This window comes from Synechococcus sp. RSCCF101 (assembly GCF_008807075.1).
GTDB lineage: Bacteria > Cyanobacteriota > Cyanobacteriia > PCC-6307 > Cyanobiaceae > RSCCF101.
Window position 1 is genome coordinate 1,811,589 of the sequence record NZ_CP035632.1, and the last position, 24,121, is coordinate 1,835,709.

Sequence of the window (24,121 nt, forward strand, 5' to 3'; positions counted from 1 at the left end):
TGTCGTTGCAGCGGCACAACGCTACGAGCGCCGGTCCAGCCCATGCCCTCCCACACCTCCAGGGCCCTGGCCGCCGCCACGATCACGGTGGCGGCCAACGCCAACGCGGTGCTGCCGCTGGTGGCGCGTGAGGAGATCACCGAGCACCTGCGGCACGCCGGAGCAGGCTTCAACGCCTTCCAGAGCACCACCGTGGTGCTCTCCTGTCTGACCCTGGTGGCCGGTCCGCTGCTGCTGCGGGGACGACGGCTGCGCACGGTGCTGCGCTGGGGTTTCGGCGTGATGGCGCTGGCCAACGCCCTGCTGGCCCTGACCGCGCTCGAGTGGGCACCCCTGCCACTGCGGGGGGTGATCGGCCTGGCCTATGGCCTGGTGGTGCCTCTGGGCCAGTTCGTGCTCTCGGGCCTCAGCGTCAGCCCCGCTGAGCGGGTGCGGCTGTTCACCCTCAACATCAACCTGATCCGTCTGGCGTTGGTGCTGCTGCCGCTGCTGGGCAGCCTGCTGCTGCTGGTGGGCGGCAACGCAGTGGTCCTGTTCTGGGCCCTGACCCTGATCGCCCTGACCGCCTGCCTGCTGGCACCGGGGCTTGTGCCGACCGACGCGCGGCTGCAGGGGCTGCCGCCGCGGGCACCGCGCCTGCCGCCGGCGGCCCGGCTCACGGCCCTGGCCGATGCCCTCCTGATCCTGATCGGACGAGGCGTCTACGCCCTGGCCCTGATCCTGATCTCGGCCCGGCAGCCGGGCCACGGCGGCGCCCTGAGCCTGAGCCTGGTGTTCACCGTGCCCTTCGCCCTGGCGGGACTGGCCGCCGGCGTGGTGCCGCGCCGCCTCGAGGCCACCCAGTCGGGCCTGCTGCTGCTCTGGCTGCCCCTGCTCGTGCTGGCGGGGGTGATGGCCGTGCCGAGCCAGGGAGCAGCGTCGGGCCTGATCCTGCTGGTGGCCCTGGTGGGGCTGATCGGCCTGCCCCTGTCGTTCGCGCCCGGACAGTTCATCGCCCAGTGGCCCGACGCGGCCAGCCGGCAGTGGGCCAACGTGATCACCATCCTGCTGATGACCCTGCCCCTCTCCCTGGGTCCCTGGCTCTACAGCAGCCTGGAGGGCCTGGCCGGCGGCCTCTCCGGCCCCGCCTGGCCGGAACCGCAGGCCATGGCGACGGCCTTCCTGCTGCTCTGCCTGCCGCTGCTGCTGCTGCTCCAGCGGCTCTGGCGGCGGGCCGTGATCCCCGACCTGCTGCGACCTGACGCCCCATGACCCACTCCGCCCTGGTTCCGCCCGTCGAGGGTGTGGAGGTGCGCTCCGCCGCCTTCGCCGGACAGCTGCAGCAGGTGCGCAAGCACAAGCGCCGCCACTTCCCCCTGCAGGCCTGCCGCGGCATCGCCGCTCTGGTGTTCCTCTGCCGGCCGGGGGGGCTCAACGCCGTGCGCCACAGCCTCGAGGCCCTGGGGCCCTACCGCTGGTGCTGGACGGTGCAGGGGGCCGGGCACCTCTGGCATGCCTTCGCCAACGCCTCGCCGCTGCTGGCCACCGACGGCGAGCTGCCCCTGATGCTCTACGGCGAGCCGCGCCACGGTGCAGGTGCCGGGGGCGCGGGCGGGGGCGGCCGCTATCTGGGCGAACTGCTGCGGCTGGAGGATCTGGCGGCGATGCGGGACTACCGCAGCGGCCTGGGCGGGGCGGGAGCCTGCTCCGGCGCCGGCTGGCGTGCGGACTTCGACCCCGACGCCACCCTCTGGAGCCCGACCGGCCGGGCGACGGGAACCAGCCTCGGCTTCATGGACGCCCGGCGCAGCCTGCGCGAGCTGCTGGAGCGAGGCCCAGCCCCGACCGCCGCGGAGCCGCATGCCAGCGCAGACGCCCCGGCAGCGGCGGTGGCCACGCTGCGGGGCATCGACCATCTGGGGCTGCGCACCCACAGCCAGGACCTGGAGCTGACCCTGCTCAGCCGTGTGCTGGAGAGCCCCTACGACCTCTGGACGATCTACCCGCTGCCCACAGCCAACTTCACCTCCAACATCCTGCGCGTGCCGGCGGCCCATGCCGGTGAGGACCACTTCCCGCCGCTGGTGATCGGGGCCAACAGCGTGCCCGCCCTGCTGGAGCGGGTGAGCGGGGTGAGCGCCATGGGCTTCGAGCGATTCGTGGCGGAGCACGGCGCCGGGCTGCACCACGTGGCTTACCGGGTGATGGAACCGGAGCCGGCCGACGGCGCAGCGGCCGGTCCGCCCTGGGAGCTGGACCGGCTGGTGGCGAGCCGCCGCGCCGCCGGGCACCCCTTCGCGGGGGACCCGATCGGCTCCAACGGCGAGACGGGCCTGCGGCAGATCTTCTCGGCCCGCAGCGAGGAGGCCGGCTTCACCACCGAGTACATCCAGCTGTTCGGGTCGTTCAAGGGCTTCTTCCTGCCCACCAACGTGACCGCCCTGGCCGGCCGGCCTCAGGCGGACAGCGCCCAGGGCAGCAGGGCGTAGGCCGAACGGATCGCCCCCTCCTGCCAGGCCGGCAGGTGGCTGCACCAGTCGCCGGCGAAGGCGATCGGACCGCAGGGGGCGCTGAGCCGCCGGAACCAGCGCTGGTAGCGCTCCGGCGTCCAGGCGACCCAGGGGCTGCGGATGTGGGGCACGTGCTGCCAGGCGATGGTGAGCAGGCTGGCGGGATCGAGGGCTTCGCGGATCTCGGGATGCACGTGGCAGGCCAGCTCCACCGCCGCCCGGCAGCGCAGCGGCGGCGACAGGGCCCCCAGGGCTTCCCCGTGGGCGAGGGCGGCGTAGGCCATCACCAGCAGGCCGCCGTGCGGGTCGTGGAAGCCGTTGTTGGGATACCAGATCTGCTGGATCGGCAGGTTGGTGAAGCTGATGCCGCCGTAGATCGCCAGGTCCTCCTCCCAGAAGCGACGGCGCATCCAGCCGCCCACCTTCACCGCGAAGCGGGCCGGCAGATCGGCGAGTCCCTCGAGGATCGGATCGGGCAGATCCAGCTCCAGCCCTCCCATCGCCTGGGGCTGCAGGGCCAGCACCACCCGGGCCGCCTCGCAGCACAACGACCGCACCGAACCACCCTGCCGCTCTTCGGCCTCCAGGGCCACACCGCCATCGGGCAGCCGCCGCACGGCGGTGAGCCGCCGCCCGAGGCGGAGCCGATCGCCCAGGCGAGACACCAGGGCCTCCACGAGGCCGTCGTTGCCGCCCTCCAGCTCGAACATGCTGAGCTGCTCGTCGATCACATCCGGACTGCGGCGCGGATCATCGAGCCAGAGGCGCAGGCCGAGGATCTGCTCGAGCGAGAGGGAGGCCTGGGGCTCGCCGGGCTCGTCCGGGCCGCCGCGGGGCACGGCATAGCCCTGCCGGCCGGAGCCCCGGTAGCGGGCCCGGCCCGATCCGGGATCGATCTGGAGCTCGCAGGTCTCCCGCAGCCAGTCGCGGCAGGCCTCGGCCAGCTCCGGCGTGAGGCCGGCCTCCGGCTCCAGCCAGGGGCCGGCCTTGGCCACCAGCTCGGCCAGGCGGCCCTGGCCGTCGAACTGCACCTGCCGGTTGCGCACCACCACATCCCGATCGACCTCGGGCAGCCAGCGGTGCAGCAGGGCGCCCCGGTTGAGGGTCAGGTAGGGCCGCAGCGTGAGCCGGAAGCGGCGGCAGTAGTGCAGCACAGCCCGGTGGTGGTGGGAGATGCGGCCGGGCCCGGCATTGAAATAGGCCCCCTCCGGCAGGGCGCAGATCTGGGGAGCGTGGCCCACCTCCTCGATCGCATCGCCGGGGCGCACGGTGAGGTTGCGGCCGCCGGGGCGATCCGCCGCCTCCCAGAGCTCCACCCGCTGACCCCGTTCGGCCAGCTCGTGGGCGAGCACCAGGCCGGCGATGCCCGCACCCACCACCACCACCGTCCTTTCGGGATCGGCCGGGGCCGGCAGATCCGGCGGGGCGCCGGAATCCACATCCGTGGGATGCCCACCCAGGTGGCGCAGCAGCTCCAGAGCCTGCGCCTCGCCCAGGTGGGAGGTCACCCCCGCCAGCAGGCCGGCCAGGGTGGGCTCAAGATCAGCGGGAGGGCTGGATGGACGCATGGGGCGATGACCTCAGGTGACCACGGGCGAACTCAGGACGACTTCGCTTCGACCGGAGGAGCCTCCAGGCGTTCCTGCAGTTCCACGATCACCCCCTCCTCGATCAGCCCCTTCACCAGAGCCAGGGTGGCCTCGGCCGACTGCCCGTGGAAGGAGGCCTCGTGGGTGAGGGAGGCGATGGTGTGGGTGCCGTCGCAGTGGTTGAGCAGGCGGGCCTCATCGGCGGCCAGACGGCGCACCTGCACCGCATGATCCGGGCCGGCGTGGATCAGGAAGGTGGCCACGGCGCCGCCGCAACCGGGCTCCACCAGGGGGAGCACCTGGCGGGGGGCGCCGGCCTCCACCAGGGCGCATACCCGGGCCAGATCCACGCCGGAATCGCAGAGGCGACTGCCCCGGTCGAGCCGCGGGCGGGCCCAGAGGCTGGAATGGTGCTGCAGGCGGTGGATCAGCTCGGCGGCCGTGTCCGCGCGGCGGCTCGGGGCCTGGCTGGTCCAGAGGCAGCGCCAGTCGAGCAGGGCCGCGGCCACCAGGGCCTGGGGCAGGCTGAGGCCTCCCGGCAGCAGAGCCGGATCCACCTTCAGCTCGGCCAGGGCTGCTGCATCGAGTCCGGCGAGGTGACCGGCGAATTCGCTGGCCAGCACCTGAGCATTGAGCGGCTCACCGGGGGAGGAGGCGTAGAAGCGCTCCAGCAGCCCCTCGAACGGGTCGGTGCCCAGGAACCAGCGCAAGCTCCGGAAAACGTCGTGCAACGGGTCCACCGTGCGGGCCATGGCCCGGTGCAGGTAGATGCCCAGCACCTCGTCCGGCGCGGCGAACCCCTGGGCGGGCTGGATCTGCTCGAGCAGCCAGGGGGTGGGCCGGCTGTGGAGGCTCTTGAGGAACTGCTGCTGGAGGCGCAGGAGCTGGGGCGACTTCATCGGCGGAGCAGCGGAGCGAAGAAATGGGACGAGGAGCGTCAGGGCGCTGCGGGCACGGGGGCGAGGGCGTCGAGGCAGGCGCGGATCCGTCCCACCTCCTGCAGGGTCCGCTGCAGCGGCGGCACGTTGTTCTCCCACTCCAGCAAGGTCGGCCAGGGCCCGAAATGGCGAAGGGCCGTGCGGTAGAGCTCCCACACCGGTTCGTGCACCGCCTCGCCGTGGTAGTCGATGTACACATCGCCGGCACCGCCCTGTTCCCGGGTGCAGCCCGCCAGGTGGTAGCCACGCACGCTGTCCTGCCGGTAGCTCAGCAACACGGCCTCGGAGTCCTCGCCGAAGTTCATCGCGTTCGCCCAGAGGTTGTTCACATCCAGGAGGACATAGGCCCCGGTGCGACGGGTGAGGGCATTGATGAAGTCGGCTTCGCCCATGGTCGACTCGCGGAAGCGCACATAACTGCTGATGTTTTCCAGCAGCAGCGGCTGGCCGATGGCCTCCTGAACCTGCTCCACACGCTCGGCCATGTAGGCGAGCGTCTCCTCACTGAGCACCAGGGGCAGCAGGTCGTGGAAGTGGTGGTGGGAGAGGGAGCTCCAGGACACGTGGTCCGAGAACACCGCCTCGGGGTGCTCCTCCAGCAGGCGTCGCACCAGCGCCAGGTAGTCGCGATCCAGCGGAGCGCAGGAGCCGAGGGAGAGCCCGAAGCCGTGCAGGGTGATCGGGTAGGCGTGGCGGAGATCGTCGAGCTGGTCGCGGTAGGCCCCTCCTTCCTCCTGGATCAGGTGTTCGGGGTGGACCTGCAGGAAATCGAGGGGCGGACGCTCACGCCAGAGGGCTTCGGCGTTCTCGTGGCAGAGATTCAGTCCCGCTGATGCGCGGGGCAGACGCGTGGACAGAGGGGGGAGGGTGCTGAGCATGGGGTGGGATCACGGGAGCGGAAGGCTGATCAGAAAAAGCCGCTGTTCGAGATCTCGGTGCCGTTGAGCAGCGCGAGCCAGGCCTCACTCTGCTCGTCAAAGGCCGACTGGGCCTCCTCCATCCCGGAGAAAGCGCCGTTCGAGAGCACCTGGCTGCTGATCAGCGTGAAGCGTTGCGGGTCAGCCGTGAGGCCGAGGCCCGTGCTGCCAGAGATGTTGGCGGAAAACGCCCATTGGGCGTTGCTCCACTGGGCGGCATTGGAGAGGAAGGCCAGCCGGAAGGCATCCTCACCATCGGTGCTCTGGAGCACCGCCATCGGCAGGCGGTGGCGGGAGAGACCATCGGCCACCTGCGCCTCCCAGAAGCGGATTTCCTCCTCCGTGGCACGACGGCCCCAGAGGGTCTCCGCAGTGGTCTGAAGGATGCTCTCAACGCTGAGGCTGTCGAGCGAACCGCCGAAGTGGGCCGCCACCAGGGCCTGCTCCCCAGGACTCTCGAGCAGCGCGGAGGCCAGTTCGAAGTCGCTCAGGCCTCGCGTCTGCAGGCCATCACCCACCCAGAAGGCTGCCCGACTGGGGTCCGGCAGAAGGCCGCCATAGGCAACGAGGGCTGTGTTGACCAGGTTGAACTGCCCCTCGAGGGTGGAGGGATTCTTCTGCCCGATGCCCAGCAGGTCCTGCTCGTCCACCAACGGCAGACCGTCCAGGCTGGTGGGGAGCTGATCAGCGGAGGCGAGCCAGTCCTGGCTGGTGCGGTCGTTGCCGTTGAACCCATTGCCCTGGGCCACCACGAAGCGAGCACCTCCCTCACTGCCCTCCACCAGGACGCCGCCGTTGGCCCCGGCCCCTCCGAAGACGGGGGTCACGCTCACGTCCGCGGCCCCGTCCCCATCAACGCGTGCCTCCACCGAGTTCAGATCGACCAGATGCACCGGAAAGAGCTGGCCGGGCTGCAGATCAGCGACATGCACATCGCCCGGGAAACTCACCGCTCCGCCATGGCTGTGACCGCCGCCGTGACCGCTGTCGCCGTGGCCGGAGCTTGCCTCCTTGCTGCCCAGATCCTCGGCGGTGGCGATGAAGTGGCCGGCCTCCAGCTGCAGGGTGAGGGTGGTGGCGGTATCACCGTCCTGGCTGGTGAGCAGCATGTTCTCCAGCGCGATCTGGCCGTAGAGGTTGAAGCCCGCCGTGAGGCTGAGCCGGTCGGCACCCGCAAGGGAGGGGTGATCGATGATCGCGTCGGCCAGCAGGGCCTGATCGGGGAAGTAGCCCCCCTCGAACTGTCCGGTCTGGAGGCTGAGGCTGAGGGCGGCGCCGTCCAGCACCGTGATCCGGGCACCGCCCGTGGTGGTGGCATAGGCCACCACCACATCGTTGAAGTTGTCGAGGTTGAAGTCGCCGGCGGTGACGCTCACCTGATCGGCCCGCAGCCCGGCTGCCGGAGCCAGGGCTCCCTCGGTGCTGCCGATGAAGTCGAACGGGTCCACCTGGAAGATCTGATCCCAGTCGGCGCCGTTGTTCGGTGAGGTCCAGCCCTTGAGGGTGAGGTCCTGGAGCTGCACCGAATCGCCATCGGCGGCGCTGAAGCCGGCGGTGAGCAGATCCCGGGTCTTGTCGCCGGTCACGTCATCCATGAAGGCCCAGGGGGCCAGGTCGGTGCCGCCGTAGGGGGTGAGGGAGCCCAGCTGCTGGGACCGACCCTCCAGCAGGGCCGCACCATCGAAGATGCGCACCGAGCCATCACCGCTGGAGCTGATCAGCACCTCCTGCACAAAATCGCCCGACACGTCACCGGTGTGGCCGCGCAGCGGCACGGCAGCGGCGGCAGCGTCCCAGCTGAGGGCTCTGGGCAGAAAGCCATCGGCGAGCACAACATCGGTGGACCAGACGCCATCGCCGCTGCGCCGGGCGGGCAGGGCATCGGCCGGCAGAATCCAGCTCGAGTCGGTGTTGTCGATCACCGTGATCGCCTGCATCATCCCCGCGTCCTCGTGGGGAAGGATGTGGCAGTGGAACACATAGGTGCCCAGGTAATCCTGGAACAGCATGCGTATCGTCTGGGTGTTGGCCCCCCAGGTGGCCAGCGAGCTGTAGGCCTCCTGCGACTCTGGATTGATCGCCTCGTCGATGGTGATCAGATCCCCCTGAACCGGGTCCTTGCGCAGCACCTCGCCGGTGGTGAAATCGAAGTAGGCGTAACCGGAGGAGTTGACCATGGTCACATCCTCGAGATTGCGCTTGTCGGGCAATTCGGTATCGCTGTTGCGGGTCTGGTAGTCGTTGATGTGAATGTGGAACGGGTGGCCGATGTATTTGTCCGGCGCGTTCACGCTGTAGTTGATCAGCGTCCACTCCTCCATCGTGCCCAGCTGGCTCACCACCAGCGGTGCGTACGGAAAGACGTGATCATTGATCAGGAAGGGGTTCTCATAGCCGAGCCAGTTCTCGAGCTCGCCCCCGCCCGCCAGCGTCAGCCCCCGGTAGCGCTGGTAGTCGGGATTCTCAGCGGCCAGGAGCTGCTGAGTGGCGGGATCCCACTCGTCAGGATCTCCGACAAGGGTGTTCTTGGCCCAGCTGAAGGAGCGGCCGCGGACCGGATCCCAGAGGGGATCGCCACTGGCATCCTCCTCGAACAGATTCACGCTCGGGACGGCGCTGGTGTCGTAATCCTCCGGAACGGTATCGGGGGAGATCTCCTGCACCGGAATCCTGCTGTTGGTGGAGGCGATGACATCGGCCTGGGCCGCAGCATCCAGACCTGGGACGTCTGCAGTGACATCGAAACTGGCCAGCGAACCGAAGGACTTTCCGGTCTCGCCGAACGCAGCGCTGTAATCGGGATAGGCGCCCATGTTGGCGATCGAGAACGTCTGACCATCCGCGTTGAAGGAATAGATCGATTCCAGATCGGCCCGACCCTCGGGCAGATACACGAGCACATCCACCCGCTTGCCAGGTGCCAGGCTCACCAGATCCTGCTTCTGGCTGTAATCGGACACCGGACTTCCCAGCGATCCCAGCGCTCCCTGCGCCCGCCGGATCTGGGGGTACTGATGCCCGTCCTCTCCGTAGATCCACAACGGCAGTGCACTGCGCTCCCCGGAGACCGGATCGGTGTGGGAGAGCTGAACGTTGTAGAAGGCCTGGTTGCTCTGATTGCTGAGCGTGAGCGACTGCCAGCCGCCCTGATCTCCGCTTGAGGTGGGCTGGAAGGCGCCGTTGACGGTCACCGCCGTCATGTCGTTGGCGAGTTTGCCGAGGCTCTGGTAACCGTCGAGCTGCAGTTCACTCCCCTCGACGGAGAGATCCATCGTCTTGAGAACCGCCAGATTCCGCGGAGCGTTCTCGAAGCCGGGCACCTTGCTCAGGGGATCACCGATCTGCATGAATCCCGACTGACCGCCGTAGACCTGCTGGTTGACCGACGGGTGGTAATGGGGGTGGTACCAGTAGGACCCCTGTCCGTGATCGATGGGCAGGTCAAGGGTCGTGGTCCAGTCCTGGCCGACCGTGTAGCGACTGACCACGTTGTCGCCGAAGCCACCCGGCGTGGTGTGGGTGCCGTGGCCGTGGAAGTTGGTGGAGGTGGAGGCCGCCAGGCCCTCGCTGGCGCTGTTGCCCGGCCGGTTGTTGGCCACCAGGGTGGCCTGCTGGGCCTGCTCCAGCGTCAGGCCGGGGATGGCGATGTCGTTGGAGAAGTTGAGCACCAGGTTCTCCCCGGGCTGCAGCATCAGGACCGGGCCCGGATAGCTGGTGCTCTGATCGGTGCCGTAGGTGTACAGAAGAGCCGGATACCAGAGCAGCGTCGTGGCACGGTTCTCATCGAGGGCCGCCAGGTTCTCCAGCAGCGCATCGACGTCGTAGTCGGAAATCACCGTGTCGCCGCCCGCGAATGCACCCCAGAGCAGATCGGGACGGTAGTTATCGATGTTGCGCAGATCCGCCAGCAGCGGGTCCGTGACCTCGCCCGGCGAGGTCCAGAAGGCATCGGCGTTCTGGCCCTCGCCGGCCCCGGGACCCACGTAGCCGATCAGGGCCAGGGTGTTGATGGTCTCCTGGCGGGCCTGAGTGGTCCACTTGCCGGTGCCGTCCGAGAGCGGTTTGCCCGGATTCCCCACCATCGTGCTGAGGAGCCGGCTGAAGAGCGACTGGGGCGAGGTCTTGTCGCTGAGGCCCGCCCCGAGCCACTGCTCGACGAACTCCGCGATGCCGGGCACCCACACGGGCCGGGTGGTGATGGTCAGGTCGGTCTCCAGGTCCTGCAGGCCCGTACCGCCGGACACCGCCCGCGTGGCGGGATCGAACCTCAGACCACCGGAGAGAACGATGTTGGGGGAGCCGTCCTCACGGATGGGATAGAGCCCACCCACCACATAGTTGAAGGACATGCCGGCGCAACACCACTGTGGACACCGTGCAGCCGGGGCCGCAGAGCTCGCGCACGGTGCACGGTTTTTTCCAGGTTCGGTGGGGGCAGCGTCGCCAGCGCCCCCAGGCCAGTGGCCGCCCCATTCAGCCGGCACACGCCCCTATGCCAGCAGCGCGATTGTCTTGCGTGGGCCTGCTCCTTAAGGTGGCCGGAATTCCACCTGGCCCACCGGCGTGCGATTCCACATCCAGCAGGAAAGCGACATACCGGCCTCGACCCAGCTGTACAACCAGATCTGTTTCGCGATTGCGGCCAGGCATTTCCCTCCCGGCCACCGCCTGCCGAGCACGCGCCAGCTGGCGATGCAGACGGGTCTGCACCGCAACACCATCAGCAAGGTGTACCGCCAGCTGGAGAACGACGGCGTGGTGGAGGCGATGGCCGGATCGGGCATCTATGTGCGCGATCAGCAGAGTCAGCGCGATCTGAGGCCGGCGCCGGGGCCGCGGCAGAAGGCGGTGACCGACATCGACCGGGAGGTGCGCCAGTGCGTGGACGGCCTGCTGCGCGCCGGCTGCACCCTGCAGCAGGCGCGCGAGCTCCTCACCCGTGAGATCGACTGGCGCCTGCGCTGCGGCGCCCGCGTGCTGGTGAGCACCCCGAGGGAAGACATCGGTGCCTCGCTGCTGATCGCTGAAGACCTCGAACCCTCGCTGGATGTGCCGGTGGAGGTGGTGCCCCTGGAGGAGCTGGAGTCGGTGCTGGAGAGTTCCAGCAACGGCACGGTGGTGACCAGCCGCTACTTCCTGCAACCGGTGGAGGAGCTGGCCCGGCGCCACGGCGTGCGGGCCGTGGCGGTGGATTTGAACGATTTCCGCCACGAGCTGGATCTGCTCAAGGAACTGCGGGCCGGCAGCTGCGTGGGCCTGGTGAGCATCAGCCCCGGCGTGCTGCGGGCGGCCGAGGTGATCCTGCACAGCATGCGCGGGAATGAACTGCTGCTGATGACCGCCACACCGGAGGTGGGCAGCCGGCTGCTGGCCCTGCTGCGCGCCAGCAGCCACGTGCTCTGCGACCGACCCAGCCTGCCCCTGGTGGAGCAGAGCCTGCGGGCGAACCGCTCCCAGTTGATGCGCCTCCCACAGGTGCACTGCGCCCAGAGCTACCTCGGAGCCTCCACGATCGACCTGCTTCGCAAGGAGATCGGACTGCCCTCGCCGGTGGCCGCCTCCTGATGGGTGCCCTGCGCAGCATCCGGCGCGATCTCCGCCTCGTACGGGAGCGGGATCCCGCCGCCAAGGGGGTGCTGGAGATCCTTCTCTGCTACCCGGGGCTGCACGCCCTGATGCTGCATCGCCTCAGCCACCGGCTCTGGCGCCGCGGTGTGCCACTGCTACCGCGGTTGCTCAGCCAGCTGGGCCGTGCCTTCACCGGCATCGAGATCCACCCCGGCGCCCGCATCGGCGAGGGGGTGTTCATCGATCACGGCATGGGCGTGGTGATCGGCGAGACGGCCGAGGTGGGCGACCGCTGCCTGCTGTACCAGGGCGTGACCCTGGGAGGCACCGGCAAGGAGCACGGCAAGCGCCACCCCACCCTGGGCACCAATGTGGTTGTGGGCGCCGGGTCCAAGGTGCTGGGCGCGATCCGGGTTGGGGCCAACACCCGCATCGGGGCCGGCTCGGTGGTGCTGCGCGATGTGGAACCCGACTGCACCGTGGTGGGCATCCCGGGCCGGGTGATCCATCAGTCGGGCGTGCGGGTGAATCCGCTAGCCCACTCGGCCCTGCCCGATGCGGAGGCCAACGTGATCCGCAACCTGATGGAGCGGATCGATCATCTGGAGAACGAGGTGAACCGGCTGCAGGGCTGCCTCAACCTGGTGGCGGCGGGTGAACCCCTGAGCGACTGCTGCACCGGTGAGGCCCAGAACCTGAAGGATCGGGAGATCATCGAATTCCTCGGTGGCTCCTGAAGCACGTACGCTCCCTCAGCGATCACGGCTTGATGCGTCTGCGCTTTCCCGCTGCACTCTGGAGGCACCGGGAGCTGTGGTGGCGGCTCACCCACCGGGAGGTGCTGGGCCGCTACCGGGGCTCGGTGCTCGGCTGGGGCTGGAGTTTCATCACGCCGCTGCTGATGCTGGCGGTGTACACCTTCGTGTTCTCACAGGTGTTCCAGGCCCGTTGGGGAGATCTCGACGAGGCAGGCCCCCTGGGCTTTGCGATCAATCTCTTCGCCGGGCTGATCGTCTTCAACCTGTTCTCCGAAAGCGTGAACCGGGCACCGGAGCTGGTGCTCTCCAATCCCAACTACGTGACGCGGGTGATCTTTCCCCTCGAAATCCTCACCGCGGTGAGTGTGGCCGCCGCAGCCTTCCACGCCCTCACGGGCCTGGTGGTTCTGGCCCTGTTCAACCTGGCGGCGGTGCGCAGCCTGCCGGTCACCATGCTCTGGCTGCCTCTCGTCTGGTTGCCCCTCGTTCTCGGTTGTCTGGGGGTGTCGTGGCTGCTCAGCGCCCTTGGCGTGTTTCTTCGCGACGTGGGCCAGGTGGTGGGGGTGCTCACGAGCATGCTGATCTTCCTCAGTGCCGTCTTCTATCCCCTCAGCGCTCTGCCGGAACGTTGGCAGCCCCTCCTGGCCCTGAACCCGCTGGTGACGGTCATCGAGCAGACCCGACGGGTCTCGGTGAGCGGGCTGGCCCCGAGCGGGCTCTATCTCCTGGGGGGCAGCGTGCTGGCGCTGGTGTTCTGCGAGCTTGGTTTCCGAAGCTTCCAGCGGGCCCGACGCGGCTTTGCCGATGTCCTTTGAATCCGAGACCACGCCGCCCGATGCGGTGGCCGTGGAGGCACTGAGCAAGGGCTATCGCATCTACAACCACCCACGCGATCGCCTGCTTCAGGGACTGCTACCGGGAGGCCGGCGCCGCTACCGGGAGTTCTGGGCTCTGCGCAACGTGCAGTTCCGACTCGGCCGGGGTCGCACCCTGGGCGTGGTGGGCCGCAACGGCTCGGGCAAGAGCACCCTGCTGCAGCTGATCTGCGGCACCCTCACACCGAGCGCCGGCACGGTCCACACCAGCGGCCGGATCGGCGCCCTGCTGGAGCTGGGTAGCGGCTTTGATCCGGATTTCACCGGGCTGGAAAACATCTTCATCAACGGCACCCTGCTGGGCATGAGCCGTCAGGAGATCGAGGCGCGCCTGGAGGCGATCATCGCCTTCGCCGACATCGGGGACTTCATCCACCAACCGGTGAAGACCTACTCCAGCGGCATGGCGGTGCGGCTGGCCTTCTCCGTGCAGGCCAACACCGATCCCGAAGTGCTGGTGGTGGATGAGGCGCTGGCCGTGGGCGACGAGCTGTTCCAGCGCAAGTGCTATGCACGGCTGGAACAGCTCAAGGCCAGCGGCACCTCGATCCTGCTGGTGACCCACAGCTGCCCCCAGATCGTGAACCATTGCGATCTGGCCCTGCTGCTGCACCGGGGCCGGCAACGGCTGCTGGGCGATCCCAAAGAGGTCACCGACATCTATCAACGATTGAGCGGCAGCCCGGACGACGTCTGGGACCGGGAGCTGCCGCCGCACGACACGACCGCAGTCGGCACCCCGGCCGGGGCCGGCACGGCTGCCGGCAACCCTGAAGACGATGCCGGCAGCCTGGACAGCCGGCGCCCGGCGGCCAGTGGCATCGAGGGGCTTGTGTCCCGCTCGAGAGTGGAGTATCCGAGCCGGGGGGCCCGGATCGAAGCGCTGGAGGTGCGTGATGCCGCAGGAAACCCCTGCGACAGCCTGCCGTTTGGCATGCCATTCCGGGTGTGGATCCGGTATTCGATCGACAAGCCCCTGCGGGAGCCGCGTTTCGCCTGCCGGCTGACGGACACCGGTGGCATCCGTCTCACCGGCCAGATCTGGAGCGAGGCCGCAGCAGCAGACGAGACCGGGTCCAGCCGGGACTTCGCCGCCCTGGTGCGGCAGGGGTCCGGGACGGGCTGGCTGGAATTCCGATTCACCGGGGCGCTTCAGCCAGGCTTCTATTTCCTCAGTGCGAGCATCTGGGAGGGGCCACGCCGCACCGGTGATTACGTGCACCGCATCACCGATGCCCTGGCGATGCGGGTGCAGCTGAACGACGGGGTGAAAACCAGCTTTGGCCTCTGTGATCTCACGCAATCCCCCCCCGAGGAGGACGTCTGGGAATGTCTGCCCACCATGAGGAACAGGCATCAGGCAGACCCTGAGCCCAGCCTCTCCGGCCCCGGCGGCCTGGCTCAGGCGGTGACCGGCTGGCTGGACGGCTGAATCTGGGGCTGGAACATGAACATCGAATAGATCACGTTGCGGCGCATGTTGGTCATCATGTCGAGGAACATGTCGTAGCCCTCGTTCTTGTATTCGATCAGGGGATCCTTCTGGCCGTAGCCGCGCAGGCCCACCGATTCCCGCAGGGCATCCATGGCCTGGAGGTGCTCGCGCCAGAGGGTATCGATCTGCTGGAGGATGAAGAAGCGCTCCGCCTCCCGCATCAGGCCAGGCCGCATCTGATCGATCTGGCTCTCCTTGAGGTCGTAGGCATTGCGCAACTGCTCCTGCAGGAAGGCCTTGAGCTCCTCCATGCTCAGACCCTGCACCTGCTCGGGCGTGAGATCGGCCAGCAGCGACACGAACTGCTTCACCTTGCCCACCAGCTGAGTGAGATCCCACTCCTCGGGCGGCAGATCGGGATTCACGTAGGCCTCCACGATGTCGTCCATGGTGCGCTCGCCGTAGCCGATCACCTGCTTCTTGAGCTCGCGGCCATCCAGAACCCGCCGGCGCTCGGCGTACACGGCCTTGCGCTGGTTGTTCATCACCTCGTCGTACTCGAACACCTGCTTGCGGATGTCGTAGTAGTAGGTCTCCACCTTCTTCTGGGCCCCCTCGAGCGAGCGGGTGAGCATGCCGGATTCGATCGGCATGTCCTCCTCCACCCGGAAGGCATTCATCAGACCGGCCACCCGCTCGCCACCGAAGATGCGCAGCAGGTTGTCCTCGAGGGATAGGAAGAAACGGGTGCTGCCCGGGTCGCCCTGGCGGCCGGCACGGCCGCGCAGCTGGTTGTCGACCCGGCGCGATTCATGGCGCTCGGTGCCGATCACGTGCAGGCCGCCGGCCTCGCGCACCCGCTCCTCCTCCTGGGTCACCACCTCGTCGTATTCCTTCCTAACCGCGGCGATCTGCTCCCGCAGCCTGGCGATGTCCGGATCGTCGGTGGGGGCCTTCTCGGCCGCCTGGGCGATGCGGTCCTCCAGCTCGAGCACCGTGAGGCTGCGGTCGCCCCAGCTGCTCACCAGCTGCCGGGCCAGTTCGCCCAGTGCCTCATCGGTGTCGTCGCTGAGGGCGCAGGGATAGAGAGCACCGATGGCACGCGCCTCGCTCGGGGCGGTGCCGCCCTTGCCCTGACCGCCGGCCCCGCCCGCGGCGAAGCCGCCACCGCCCTGGTTGCTCCGCTGCAGCGGCACCGGCGGCCGGTGGCCGTCCTCCGGCCGCACCAGGCGGGGCAGCAGCACCTCGCGCAGCTTGAGGCGGGCCATGTAGTCGCTGTTGCCGCCGAGGATGATGTCGGTGCCGCGGCCGGCCATGTTGGTGGCGATGGTCACGGCGCCGGCCCGGCCGGCCTGGGCCACGATCTCGGCCTCCCGCTCCACGTTCTCAGGTTTGGCGTTGAGCAGGTTGTGGGGGATGGATTGTTCGGCCAGCAGAGAGCTGAGCAGCTCCGATTTCTCCACGCTGGTGGTGCCCACCAGCACCGGACGGCCCGCGCGGTGCACCTCGGCCGTTTCGGCCGCCACAGCCCGCCATTTGGCGGTTTCACTCTTGTACACCTGATCCACCAGATCCTCACGGCGGCGGGTGCGGTTGGTGGGCACCACGGTGACCTGGAGCTTGTAGGTCTTCTCGAACTCCACCTCTTCCGTCTTGGCGGTGCCGGTCATGCCCGCCAGACGCGGGTAGAGCAGGAAGAAGTTCTGATAGGTGATGCTGGCCAGGGTCTGGGTCTCGGGCTGGATCGCCAGGCTCTCCTTGGCCTCGATGGCCTGGTGCTGGCCGTCGCTCCAGCGACGGCCGGGCATGACGCGACCGGTGAACTCATCCACGATCACGGCCTCGCCGCCGCGAACGATGTAGTTCACATCCTTGAGGAACAGCTCCTTGGCCTTGAGGGCGTTGGTGATGTAGTGGGCCCAGGGATCGGCCGGATCGAACAGATCGCTCACCCCGAGCATCTGCTCGGCCCGGGCGTAACCCTCATCGGTGAGGGTCACATTGCGCTGCTTCTCATCGACTTCGTAATCGCCCTCGGGGTCGACGCCGTCCTTGCCCATCTCGGCGGCCCGCTCCAGGGCGGCGGCGATGGCGGCGGCCTGCTGGTATTTCTCCTGGGGCCGCTCCACCTGGCCGGAGATGATCAGGGGGGTGCGGGCCTCATCGATCAGGATCGAATCCACCTCGTCGATCACGCAGAAGTAGGGATCACGCTGCACCACCTCGGCCAGGTCGGTGGCCATGTTGTCGCGCAGATAGTCGAAGCCCAGCTCGCTGTTGGTGGCGTAGGTGATGTCGCAGCCGTAGTTGCGGCGCCGCTCGGCCGGGCTCATCGACTGCTGGATCAGCCCCACGGAGAGGCCGAGGAAGCGGTGCACCTGCCCCATCCACTCGGCGTCGCGGCGGGCCAAGTAGTCGTTCACCGTCACCACGTGCACGCCGCGGCCGGTGAGGGCATTGAGGTAGCTGGGGAGGGTGGCCACGAGGGTCTTGCCCTCGCCGGTCTTCATCTCGGCGATCTGGCCTTCGTGCAGCACCATGCCGCCCAGCAGCTGCACATCGAAGTGGCGCATGCCGAGCACACGGCGGCCTGCCTCCCGCACCACGGCAAAGGCTTCGGGAAGGAGCTCGTCGAGCAGATCGCGCTGCTTCTCCAGGCTGCCGGCCTTCTCCAGCTGCTCGCGGAAACCGGCGGTGCGGCGGCGCAGATCGTCGTCGGAGAGGGGTGCGATGTCCTCCTCGAGGATGTTGATGTCGGAAACGATCGGCTGGTAGCGCTTCAGCTTGCGGGCATTGGGATCACCCAGCAGCAGCTTGAGCATGGAGAGGCGCCGTTCATCGTTCCGATCACCCTACCGAGGGTGTCCGGGGCCGCCGGCCGTGGAATCCGATCATGAGAGCCGTTCATGGCCCTGAAACTCAGGTGCATCCGAGGCTGACCCCACAGCCGGAACCCACCGCGGCGCCGACCATCCGCCTCCTGAGGCACGCGCCCGGAGCCCCCGGCCTGCGGTGGCTCGGGCTCGGGCCGGATCTCAGACCCACACGGGGCCTGTGGAAGCTGCAGCGGTTGCTCGATCAACACAGCTTCTGGGCCGCCGGACGCAGCCGACCCCAGCTGCGGCGGCTGCTGGCGGGGAGCACGGTGGCGGTGAGCGCCTGGCAGGGCAAACGGCTCGTGGGGTTCGGCCGGGCCAGCAGCGACGGCGTGTTCCGGGCCGTGCTCTGGGATGTGGTGGTGGCCACGGACCTGCAGGGGGTGGGGATCGGCCGCCGCCTGGTGGAAACGCTCCTGGAAACACCCGCTCTCAGCGGCTGCGAACGGGTGTACCTGATGACGACCAACAGCAGCGGCTTCTACCGGCAGCTGGGCTTTCGCAGCGCCGACAGCCAGCAGCTGCTGGTGCGCAAGCGTCAGTGGCTGGAACCCCGCTGAGCGGCCGCGGCCAGCGCCTCCACCAGGTGGGTGCCGTGGTGGCGGTCGACCCAGGCGTTGCTCTCCTGGTACGCCTCCAGGAAGGCGGAGGCCATTCCCGGCGGAGGCCTGAGCGGGGGGCCATCACAGAAGCGCTGCCCGATCAGAGCGATCGCCTGCTGCCGGGTCGCATTCACCCCACCGTTCACGAACAGGGGCATGGCTGTGTTGATCAGCCGCACCAGGGCCAGACCATCCGCATCCAGGGAGCGGTTGACGCGCGCAGGGACGGGTGTCGCGGCAGTGGCCAGCACGGGGAAGCCCGCCGTGCTGGCGAAATCGGCGATCACATCACCGTCGATCAGATGGCCGGCTCCATAGGTGCGGACCCGCAAGGCACCGGAGCCGAACACGGCCTCCCAGGGCGCCAGCAACCGCCGCGCATCCAGCTCGGGAGTGGGTGCGGGGCTGAAGGCCTCCGTCCGGCCCGACAGCACCTCCATGGAATGGCGGGCCAGAGCCAGCCCGATCTGCTCGCGCAGGTAGATCACCAGCTGCACCGATCGGGCCCCCAGTCGCTGGAGCACGGCTGCCAGCCGAGCCACGGCCGCCCGATCCACCAGGCGGCTGGAGAGGTGTTCGGAACTCACGAGCACGGCCTGGGACTGCTGATCAGCGGCGAGCTCGGCCGCCACCACCTGTTCACAGACCCGCTGGGCCTCCGCGAGGCTCGCCTGGGCCGCCAGCTCGGGGTAGAGACAGGCCATGACCCGAGTCTCCCGGCACTCCTCGCGGAGCGCCAGAAACGGCAGCTTGCGCTGGTTGGCCCGCCCGAGGGAGCGGGGAAGCAGCACACCGGTGGCCAGAAGGGCATCCCGGCAGGCCACCAGCTGCTGCTGAAGAGCAGTGGAACCGGTCTTCTCCTGTCCCAGGTGCAGAACCCAGTGACGGGGGGGAATCACAAGCGGATGAAGAGATTCGAACTCTCGACCCTCTCCTTGGCAAGGAGATGCTCTACCACTGAGCTACATCCGCGGGAACCGGTGATCAGGGGCTGTGGGAACTCAGACCGACCCGATTCGGTGGTGTCGGCCGCAGGACTGCGCCGACCTCGTGAGATTGCCCTATCGAGCCACCACTGGTCAATCACCTGCCTCGCTCCAGGCAAGCTGGGCCCTCCAGAGCTGCCTGCCTAAGCTCCCGCGAGGTTCGCCCCCGGCATGAACAACGCGCCGTCATTCCCCGATCTGCAGACGGTGCTGGGAAGCGACGGCCTCCGACTGGTGCGTCAGCAGGGGCTGTTGCGTCAGCTGGTGCAGCAGCTGGTCATCGCGGGAGCGATCGAGGGCATCCAGCTCACGGACGACGAGGAGACCCAGGCACGGCAGGGCCTGCTGCAGGGTCGCGGACTGACCACGCCGGAGCAGTGGCGCCAGCATCTGGAACGCAGCGGCTTGAGCGAGGAGGAGGCCACCACCCTGCTGCTGCGACCCGTCCTGGTGGCTCGGGCCGCCCAGGAGCGCTTCGGAGCGAAGGCGGAAGCCCGCTTCCTGGCCCGCAAGAACCAGCTCGACCGGGTGGTCTACAGCCTGCTGCGCCTCAAGGATCCCTTTCTGGCGCAGGAGCTCTACCTGCAGATCGAATCCGGAGAGGCCAACTTCGCTGATCTGGCGGCCCACCATTCCCAGGGCAGTGAGCGCAACACGAACGGCATCGTCGGCCCGGTGGCCCTGACCCAGGCGCATCCGACCCTCGCCGAGAAGCTGCGCACCTGCGAGCAGGGCACCCTCCTGGAACCGTTTCCCGTGGCGGACTGGTGGCTGGTGGTGCGACTGGAGCGCTACGCCCCGGCCAGCTTCACCCCCGCGATCGCCCAGCAGATGGGCCAGGAGCTGTTCGAGGAGTGGGTGAATGAGGAAACCACCCGTACATTGAGCGCTCTCGTGGCGGCCACCCCACCCAGCCCATCGGAATGACCCAGTCCCCCACCATTCCACTGCGGCAGCATCCCGCCTTCAGCGGTCTCGGCGAGGCCCCGCTCCAGCGCCTGGAGGCCGAGGCCTCGCTGCAGCGCTTTCAGCTGGGCCAGCAGCTTGTGGACGGCCGCAGCATCCCCGGGCGCATCCTGCTGGTGCTGGAGGGCCAGGCCCGGCTCGTGGGCCGAGACCGGGGGCGACTCACCACCATCGGCAAGTTCGGTCCGGGAAGCCTGCTCGGGGCGGCCAGCCTGCTGAGGGGCGGGGCCTGCGAGCACATCACGGCGGCGTCACCGTTGCTGGCGGCCGCCATCCCCGACGCTCTCTGGGCCGATCTCTACCGCACCGAAGCGCCGTTCTGGGAGTGGTGCAACCAGCAGCTCTGGCCCCAGGAGGTGGCAGCGCTGCTGGAGGCCGTTGTGGGCCGCTCCCCCCGCAGCGATGGCTCGGCGCTGCGGCATGTGCGAGAGGCCATCACCAGCGCGGCACTCATTCCCTGCAGCGCCGAGGCGGTCAGCGCGGCCGGGACCGACGGACGGCGGGTGCTGATGGCGTCCTGCTGGGAGGGGCTTGACCCCGGTCAGCCCGTGAGTCCGACAGGGCTGCCGCAACGCTCCGGCCCCTTCGCGACCCGCCTGATCAGCCTGCCCGAGGCCCTGCTGGAGCGGATCGAGGGCGAGGAGGAACCCGAAGGCGAACCCGAACCCACGGGCCCAGGCGACAGCGGCGAGGCCCCGCTGGTACAGGAGTCGGCCGGCGAGCTGCTGCCGCCGGTGAGCCGCTTCAGCCCCGAGCGGAATGCCATCACGGATCTCAAGGTGATCCGCGGCAGGGGTCCGCTTCAGGAGACCCTCGCCTGCCTTCAGATGCTGGCCCAGCTGATGAAGCTGCCCTTCCGGCGTGACGCCATCGAGAAGGTGGTGCAGGACCAGCTCCGCCGGGGCCAGACGCCGACCCTGCAATCGATCGGCCAGTTGACCGCCGGCCTCGGCCTGCATGTGATGACCGGCAAGGTGCCGGCCCAGCTCGGCACCCGCCTGCAGGTGCCGTCGCTGCTGCCCTGGAAGGGAGGGTTCGCCCTGGTGGTGAGCAGCCATCAGAACAGCCTCACCCTGGCCTCGCCGCGGGAGGGGCTCGTGACCCTCCGGCCCGCTCAGCTGGCGGAGGCCTTCCCCGACGGCATCGAGCTGCTCCTTGTGGACCGCTCCAATGCCACGCCGGACCAGGCCTTCGGGCCGGGATGGTTCTGGCCGGCCCTGAAGCGCTACCGGGGCGTGCTGATCCAGGTGCTCACCGCCAGTTTCGTGGTGCAGCTCTTCACCCTGGCCAACCCGCTGCTGATCCAGGTGATCATCGACAAGGTGATCAGCCAGCGCAGCCTTGACACGCTGCAGGTGCTGGGCATCGCCCTAGTGGCAGTGACCCTTCTCGAAGGCGTGCTCGGAAGCCTGCGCACCTTCCTGTTCACGGAAACCACCAACCGCATCGACCAGCGGCTGGGAGCCGAGGTGATCGATCACCTGCTGCGTCTGCCGCTCAACTACTTCGACAAGCGGCCCGTGGGGGAGCTGGGCACACGGGTGGCGGAGCTGGAGAAGATCCGCAACTTCCTCACCGGCCAGGCGCTCACCACGATCCTCGATGCCGCCTTCTCGGTGATCTACATCGTGGTGATGGCGCTCTACAGCTGGATCCTGACCATCGTGGCCCTGGTGGTGCTGCCGATTCAGATCGGCCTCACCCTGCTGGGTGCTCCGCTGTTCCGCCGCCAGTTCCGCCAGGCCGCCGAGGAGAACGCCCGCACCCAGAGCCATCTGGTGGAGGTGCTCACCGGCATCCAGACGGTGAAGGCCCAGAACGTGGAGATGGTGAGCCGCTGGAAGTGGCAGGAGCGCTACGCGCGCTACATCTCACGCACATTCGAGAAAACGATCACCGGCACCGCCCTCAACCAGACGAGCCAGGTGCTCCAGAAGATCTCCCAGCTCCTGGTGCTCTGGGTCGGTGCCGCCATGGTGCTCGACGGCAAGCTCACACTCGGTCAGCTCATCGCCTTCCGCATCATCAGCGGCTACGTGACCCAGCCCCTGCTTCGCCTCTCGGGCATCTGGCAGAGCATCCAGGAGCTGCGGGTCTCGTTCGAGCGCCTGGCCGATGTGATCGACACACCGCAGGAGTCCGGCGAAACCGACCAGAGCAAGATTCCTCTGCCCCCCGTGAGCGGGCACGTGAGCTTCGAGAACGTGAGCTTCAGCTTCCAGCTGGGTCAGCCGGACGTGCTGCGTCACGTTTCCCTCGATGTGGCCCCGGGCACCTTCGTGGGGGTGGTGGGCCAGAGCGGCAGCGGCAAGAGCACCCTGATGAAACTGCTGCCGCGGCTCTACGACCCGCGTGAGGGCCGGGTGCTGCTCGATGGCTACGACATCGACAAGGTGGAGCTCTACTCGCTGCGCCGCCAGATCGGCATCGTGCCGCAGGACCCGCTGCTGTTCACCGGAACCGTGTCCGAGAACATCGCCCTCACCAATCCGGAGGCCGGCAGCGAGGAGATCATCGCGGCCGCCCGCACGGCCTGCGCCCACGACTTCATCATGGAGCTGCCGAGCGGCTACAGCACCCAGGTGGGCGAACGGGGCGCCAATCTCAGCGGGGGCCAGCGTCAGCGCATCGCCATCGCCCGCACCCTGCTGGGTCGCCCCAAGCTGCTGGTGATGGATGAGGCCACGAGCGCGCTCGACTACGACACCGAACGCCGGGTCTGCGACAACCTGCTCGACAGCCTGCACGACTGCACCGTGTTCTTCATCACCCACCGGTTGTCGACCATCCGGCGGGCCAATCTGATCGTGATGCTCGATCAGGGCGCCGTGGTGGAAAGCGGCAGCCACGATGAGCTGATCGCCCGCAAGGGCCGCTATTTCGCCCTGTTCCGCCAGCAGGAGGTGTCGTGATGATCCGCCGCAGCGATTCCGCCCAGGCTCCGGCCGAGGCGAGTGTGAGCACCCATCACGACGAGAGCCTGCTGCAGCAGAGCCGGCTCTGGATGCGCACGGTCACCTGGAGCCTGGTGGCCACCACCGCCTTCGGCGTGGGCTGGCTCGCCCTGGCCAAAACCGAGGAAATCGTGGTGGCCCCGGGCAAGCTGGAGCCGATCGACACCGTGCAGGACATCACCCTGCCGGTGGGTGGCGTGGCCCAGAAGATCCTCGTGCGGGACGGCGACCAGGTGAGCCAGGGCCAGGTGCTGATCCAGCTCGACAACGAGGCCAGCGAGGAGCGGCGCAAGGCCCTGGAGCGGAACATCACCCTCAAGACCAATGAACTCGCCCTCAAACAGGAGGAGCTGCGCCGTTATCTGGAGCTCAACCAGGAGGAGGTACGGATGCTGGAGAAGAATCTCACCCTCGATCAGGAGATTCTGAGCCGGCTCGAGACCCTGGCCCGTGAGGGCGCGTCAGCCGAACTCCAGTACCTGCAGCAGCAGAACCAGGTGCAGGAGACCCAGGGCCGCCTGATGCAGAGCCGGGTCGACCGGCTGCGCCAGACGGCGATCCTCAACCAGGCCATGAAGCAGCTCAACACCGAGCTCACCGACCTGCGGGGACAACTGGCGGAGACCAACGTGACCCTGCGCTACCAGGCCCTGCGCTCTCCCGTGGACGGCGTGGTGTTCGACCTGCGGCCGACCGGAATCGGCTACGCCGCTCAGACCACCGAGACGGTGATGAAGGTGGTGCCCTTCGGCGCCCTGGAGGCGCGGGTGGAGGTGCCGAGCAATCAGATCGGCTTCGTGCGCACCGGCATGCCGGCCGACATCAGCATCGACTCCTTCCCCGCCAGCGATTTCGGCGTGCTGGAGGGCACCGTGACCCGCATCGGCTCCGATGCCCTGCCGCCCGATCCCCAGACGGGCCGTCAGGAGCCCCGCTTCCCCACCACGATCGAACTGGCCAGCCAGCAACTCAAGCTCAGGAGCGGCACGCAGCTGCCGCTTCAGGTGGGCATGAGTCTCACCGCGAATATCAAGCTGCGCAAAGTGAGCTACCTGCAGTTGCTGCTCAGCAACTTCAAGGACAAGGCCGACTCCCTGCGCCAGCTCTGAAGCAAAACGCCTCGGTCATGCCACTTCAAGCCAGAGCGGGAATGGCTGTGCAGGTCGCG

General features: G+C 68.4%; 16 protein-coding genes and 1 tRNA gene. 10 read left to right on the top strand and 7 right to left on the bottom strand.

Features of this window, described 5'->3' with window-relative positions; all coding sequences use genetic code 11:
* Window positions 1–42 precede the first annotated feature (42 nt).
* Window positions 43–1,251 (top strand): hypothetical protein, encoded by a 1,209-nt coding sequence (locus EVJ50_RS08930; RefSeq protein WP_150883548.1) that lies wholly within the window; start codon window positions 43–45, stop codon window positions 1,249–1,251.
* Window positions 1,248–2,468 carry a VOC family protein gene (locus tag EVJ50_RS08935; RefSeq protein WP_150883549.1) on the top strand — a complete coding sequence of 407 codons (1,221 nt, stop codon included), beginning with the start codon at window positions 1,248–1,250 and terminating at the stop codon, window positions 2,466–2,468. The genes EVJ50_RS08930 and EVJ50_RS08935 overlap by 4 nt, the downstream gene beginning before the upstream one ends.
* Here the strand turns inward: EVJ50_RS08935 and EVJ50_RS08940 are convergent.
* The 4 genes from EVJ50_RS08940 to EVJ50_RS08955 are packed head-to-tail and all read right to left on the bottom strand — an operon-like array spanning window position 2,435 to window position 10,282.
* A complete protein-coding gene (locus EVJ50_RS08940) occupies window positions 2,435–4,057 on the bottom strand; it encodes an FAD-dependent oxidoreductase (protein ID WP_150883550.1) in 1,623 nt (540 codons plus the stop codon). The genes EVJ50_RS08935 and EVJ50_RS08940 overlap by 34 nt on opposite strands.
* A 32-nt stretch (window positions 4,058–4,089) precedes the next feature.
* Complete coding sequence (locus EVJ50_RS08945; protein ID WP_150883551.1) at window positions 4,090–4,977, bottom strand: putative DNA-binding domain-containing protein; 888 nt, start codon at window positions 4,975–4,977, stop codon at window positions 4,090–4,092.
* Window positions 4,978–5,015: 38 nt separating this feature from the next.
* Window positions 5,016–5,894 (bottom strand): DUF692 domain-containing protein, encoded by an 879-nt coding sequence (locus EVJ50_RS08950; RefSeq protein WP_150883552.1) that lies wholly within the window; start codon window positions 5,892–5,894, stop codon window positions 5,016–5,018.
* 29 nt (window positions 5,895–5,923) lie between these two features.
* Window positions 5,924–10,282: a multicopper oxidase family protein gene (locus tag EVJ50_RS08955; protein ID WP_150883553.1), complete on the bottom strand. Its 4,359-nt coding sequence runs from the start codon at window positions 10,280–10,282 to the stop codon at window positions 5,924–5,926.
* 214 nt (window positions 10,283–10,496) lie between these two features.
* Between EVJ50_RS08955 and EVJ50_RS08960 the strand changes: the two genes are divergently transcribed.
* From EVJ50_RS08960 to EVJ50_RS14620, 4 genes are read left to right on the top strand one after another with little or no spacing between them, the layout of a single operon-like run.
* Window positions 10,497–11,498, top strand: a complete 1,002-nt coding sequence (locus tag EVJ50_RS08960; RefSeq protein WP_150883554.1) for a GntR family transcriptional regulator — start codon at window positions 10,497–10,499, stop codon at window positions 11,496–11,498.
* A complete protein-coding gene (gene cysE / locus EVJ50_RS08965) occupies window positions 11,498–12,238 on the top strand; it encodes a serine O-acetyltransferase (protein WP_150883555.1) in 741 nt (246 codons plus the stop codon). The genes EVJ50_RS08960 and cysE overlap by 1 nt, the downstream gene beginning before the upstream one ends.
* 32 nt (window positions 12,239–12,270) lie before the next feature.
* A complete protein-coding gene (locus tag EVJ50_RS08970) occupies window positions 12,271–13,074 on the top strand; it encodes an ABC transporter permease (protein ID WP_150883556.1) in 804 nt (267 codons plus the stop codon).
* The gene (locus tag EVJ50_RS14620; RefSeq protein ID WP_191964725.1) at window positions 13,064–14,566 is read left to right on the top strand and encodes an ABC transporter ATP-binding protein; all 1,503 of its coding nucleotides are present in this window, start codon (window positions 13,064–13,066) and stop codon (window positions 14,564–14,566) included. The genes EVJ50_RS08970 and EVJ50_RS14620 overlap by 11 nt, the downstream gene beginning before the upstream one ends.
* Here EVJ50_RS14620 and secA read toward each other — a convergent pair.
* A complete protein-coding gene (secA, locus tag EVJ50_RS08980) occupies window positions 14,536–17,391 on the bottom strand; it encodes a preprotein translocase subunit SecA (RefSeq protein WP_150883557.1) in 2,856 nt (951 codons plus the stop codon). The two genes, EVJ50_RS14620 and secA, sit on opposite strands and share 31 nt — an antisense overlap.
* A 71-nt stretch (window positions 17,392–17,462) precedes the next feature.
* On the opposite strand from secA, the gene EVJ50_RS08985 reads away from it, so the two are divergent.
* Window positions 17,463–18,005 carry a GNAT family N-acetyltransferase gene (locus EVJ50_RS08985; RefSeq protein WP_150883558.1) on the top strand — a complete coding sequence of 181 codons (543 nt, stop codon included), beginning with the start codon at window positions 17,463–17,465 and terminating at the stop codon, window positions 18,003–18,005.
* Here the strand turns inward: EVJ50_RS08985 and EVJ50_RS08990 are convergent.
* Window positions 17,984–18,946 carry a hypothetical protein gene (locus EVJ50_RS08990; protein ID WP_150883559.1) on the bottom strand — a complete coding sequence of 321 codons (963 nt, stop codon included), beginning with the start codon at window positions 18,944–18,946 and terminating at the stop codon, window positions 17,984–17,986. The genes EVJ50_RS08985 and EVJ50_RS08990 overlap by 22 nt on opposite strands.
* 1 nt (window position 18,947) lies before the next feature.
* Window positions 18,948–19,019 (bottom strand) — tRNA-Gly (locus EVJ50_RS08995).
* A gap of 185 nt (window positions 19,020–19,204) precedes the next feature.
* On the opposite strand from EVJ50_RS08995, the gene EVJ50_RS09000 reads away from it, so the two are divergent.
* Genes EVJ50_RS09000 through EVJ50_RS09010 form a run of 3 tightly spaced genes read left to right on the top strand, consistent with a single transcriptional unit; the run spans window position 19,205 to window position 24,062 of the window.
* Window positions 19,205–19,960 carry a peptidylprolyl isomerase gene (locus EVJ50_RS09000; RefSeq protein WP_150883560.1) on the top strand — a complete coding sequence of 252 codons (756 nt, stop codon included), beginning with the start codon at window positions 19,205–19,207 and terminating at the stop codon, window positions 19,958–19,960.
* On the top strand, window positions 19,957–22,911 hold the full coding sequence (locus EVJ50_RS09005; protein ID WP_150883561.1) for an ABC transporter transmembrane domain-containing protein: 2,955 nt from the start codon (window positions 19,957–19,959) through the stop codon (window positions 22,909–22,911). The genes EVJ50_RS09000 and EVJ50_RS09005 overlap by 4 nt, the downstream gene beginning before the upstream one ends.
* Window positions 22,911–24,062 carry an HlyD family secretion protein gene (locus tag EVJ50_RS09010; RefSeq protein ID WP_150883562.1) on the top strand — a complete coding sequence of 384 codons (1,152 nt, stop codon included), beginning with the start codon at window positions 22,911–22,913 and terminating at the stop codon, window positions 24,060–24,062. Before EVJ50_RS09005 ends, EVJ50_RS09010 begins: the two co-directional genes overlap by 1 nt.
* Window positions 24,063–24,121: the final 59 nt, after the last annotated feature.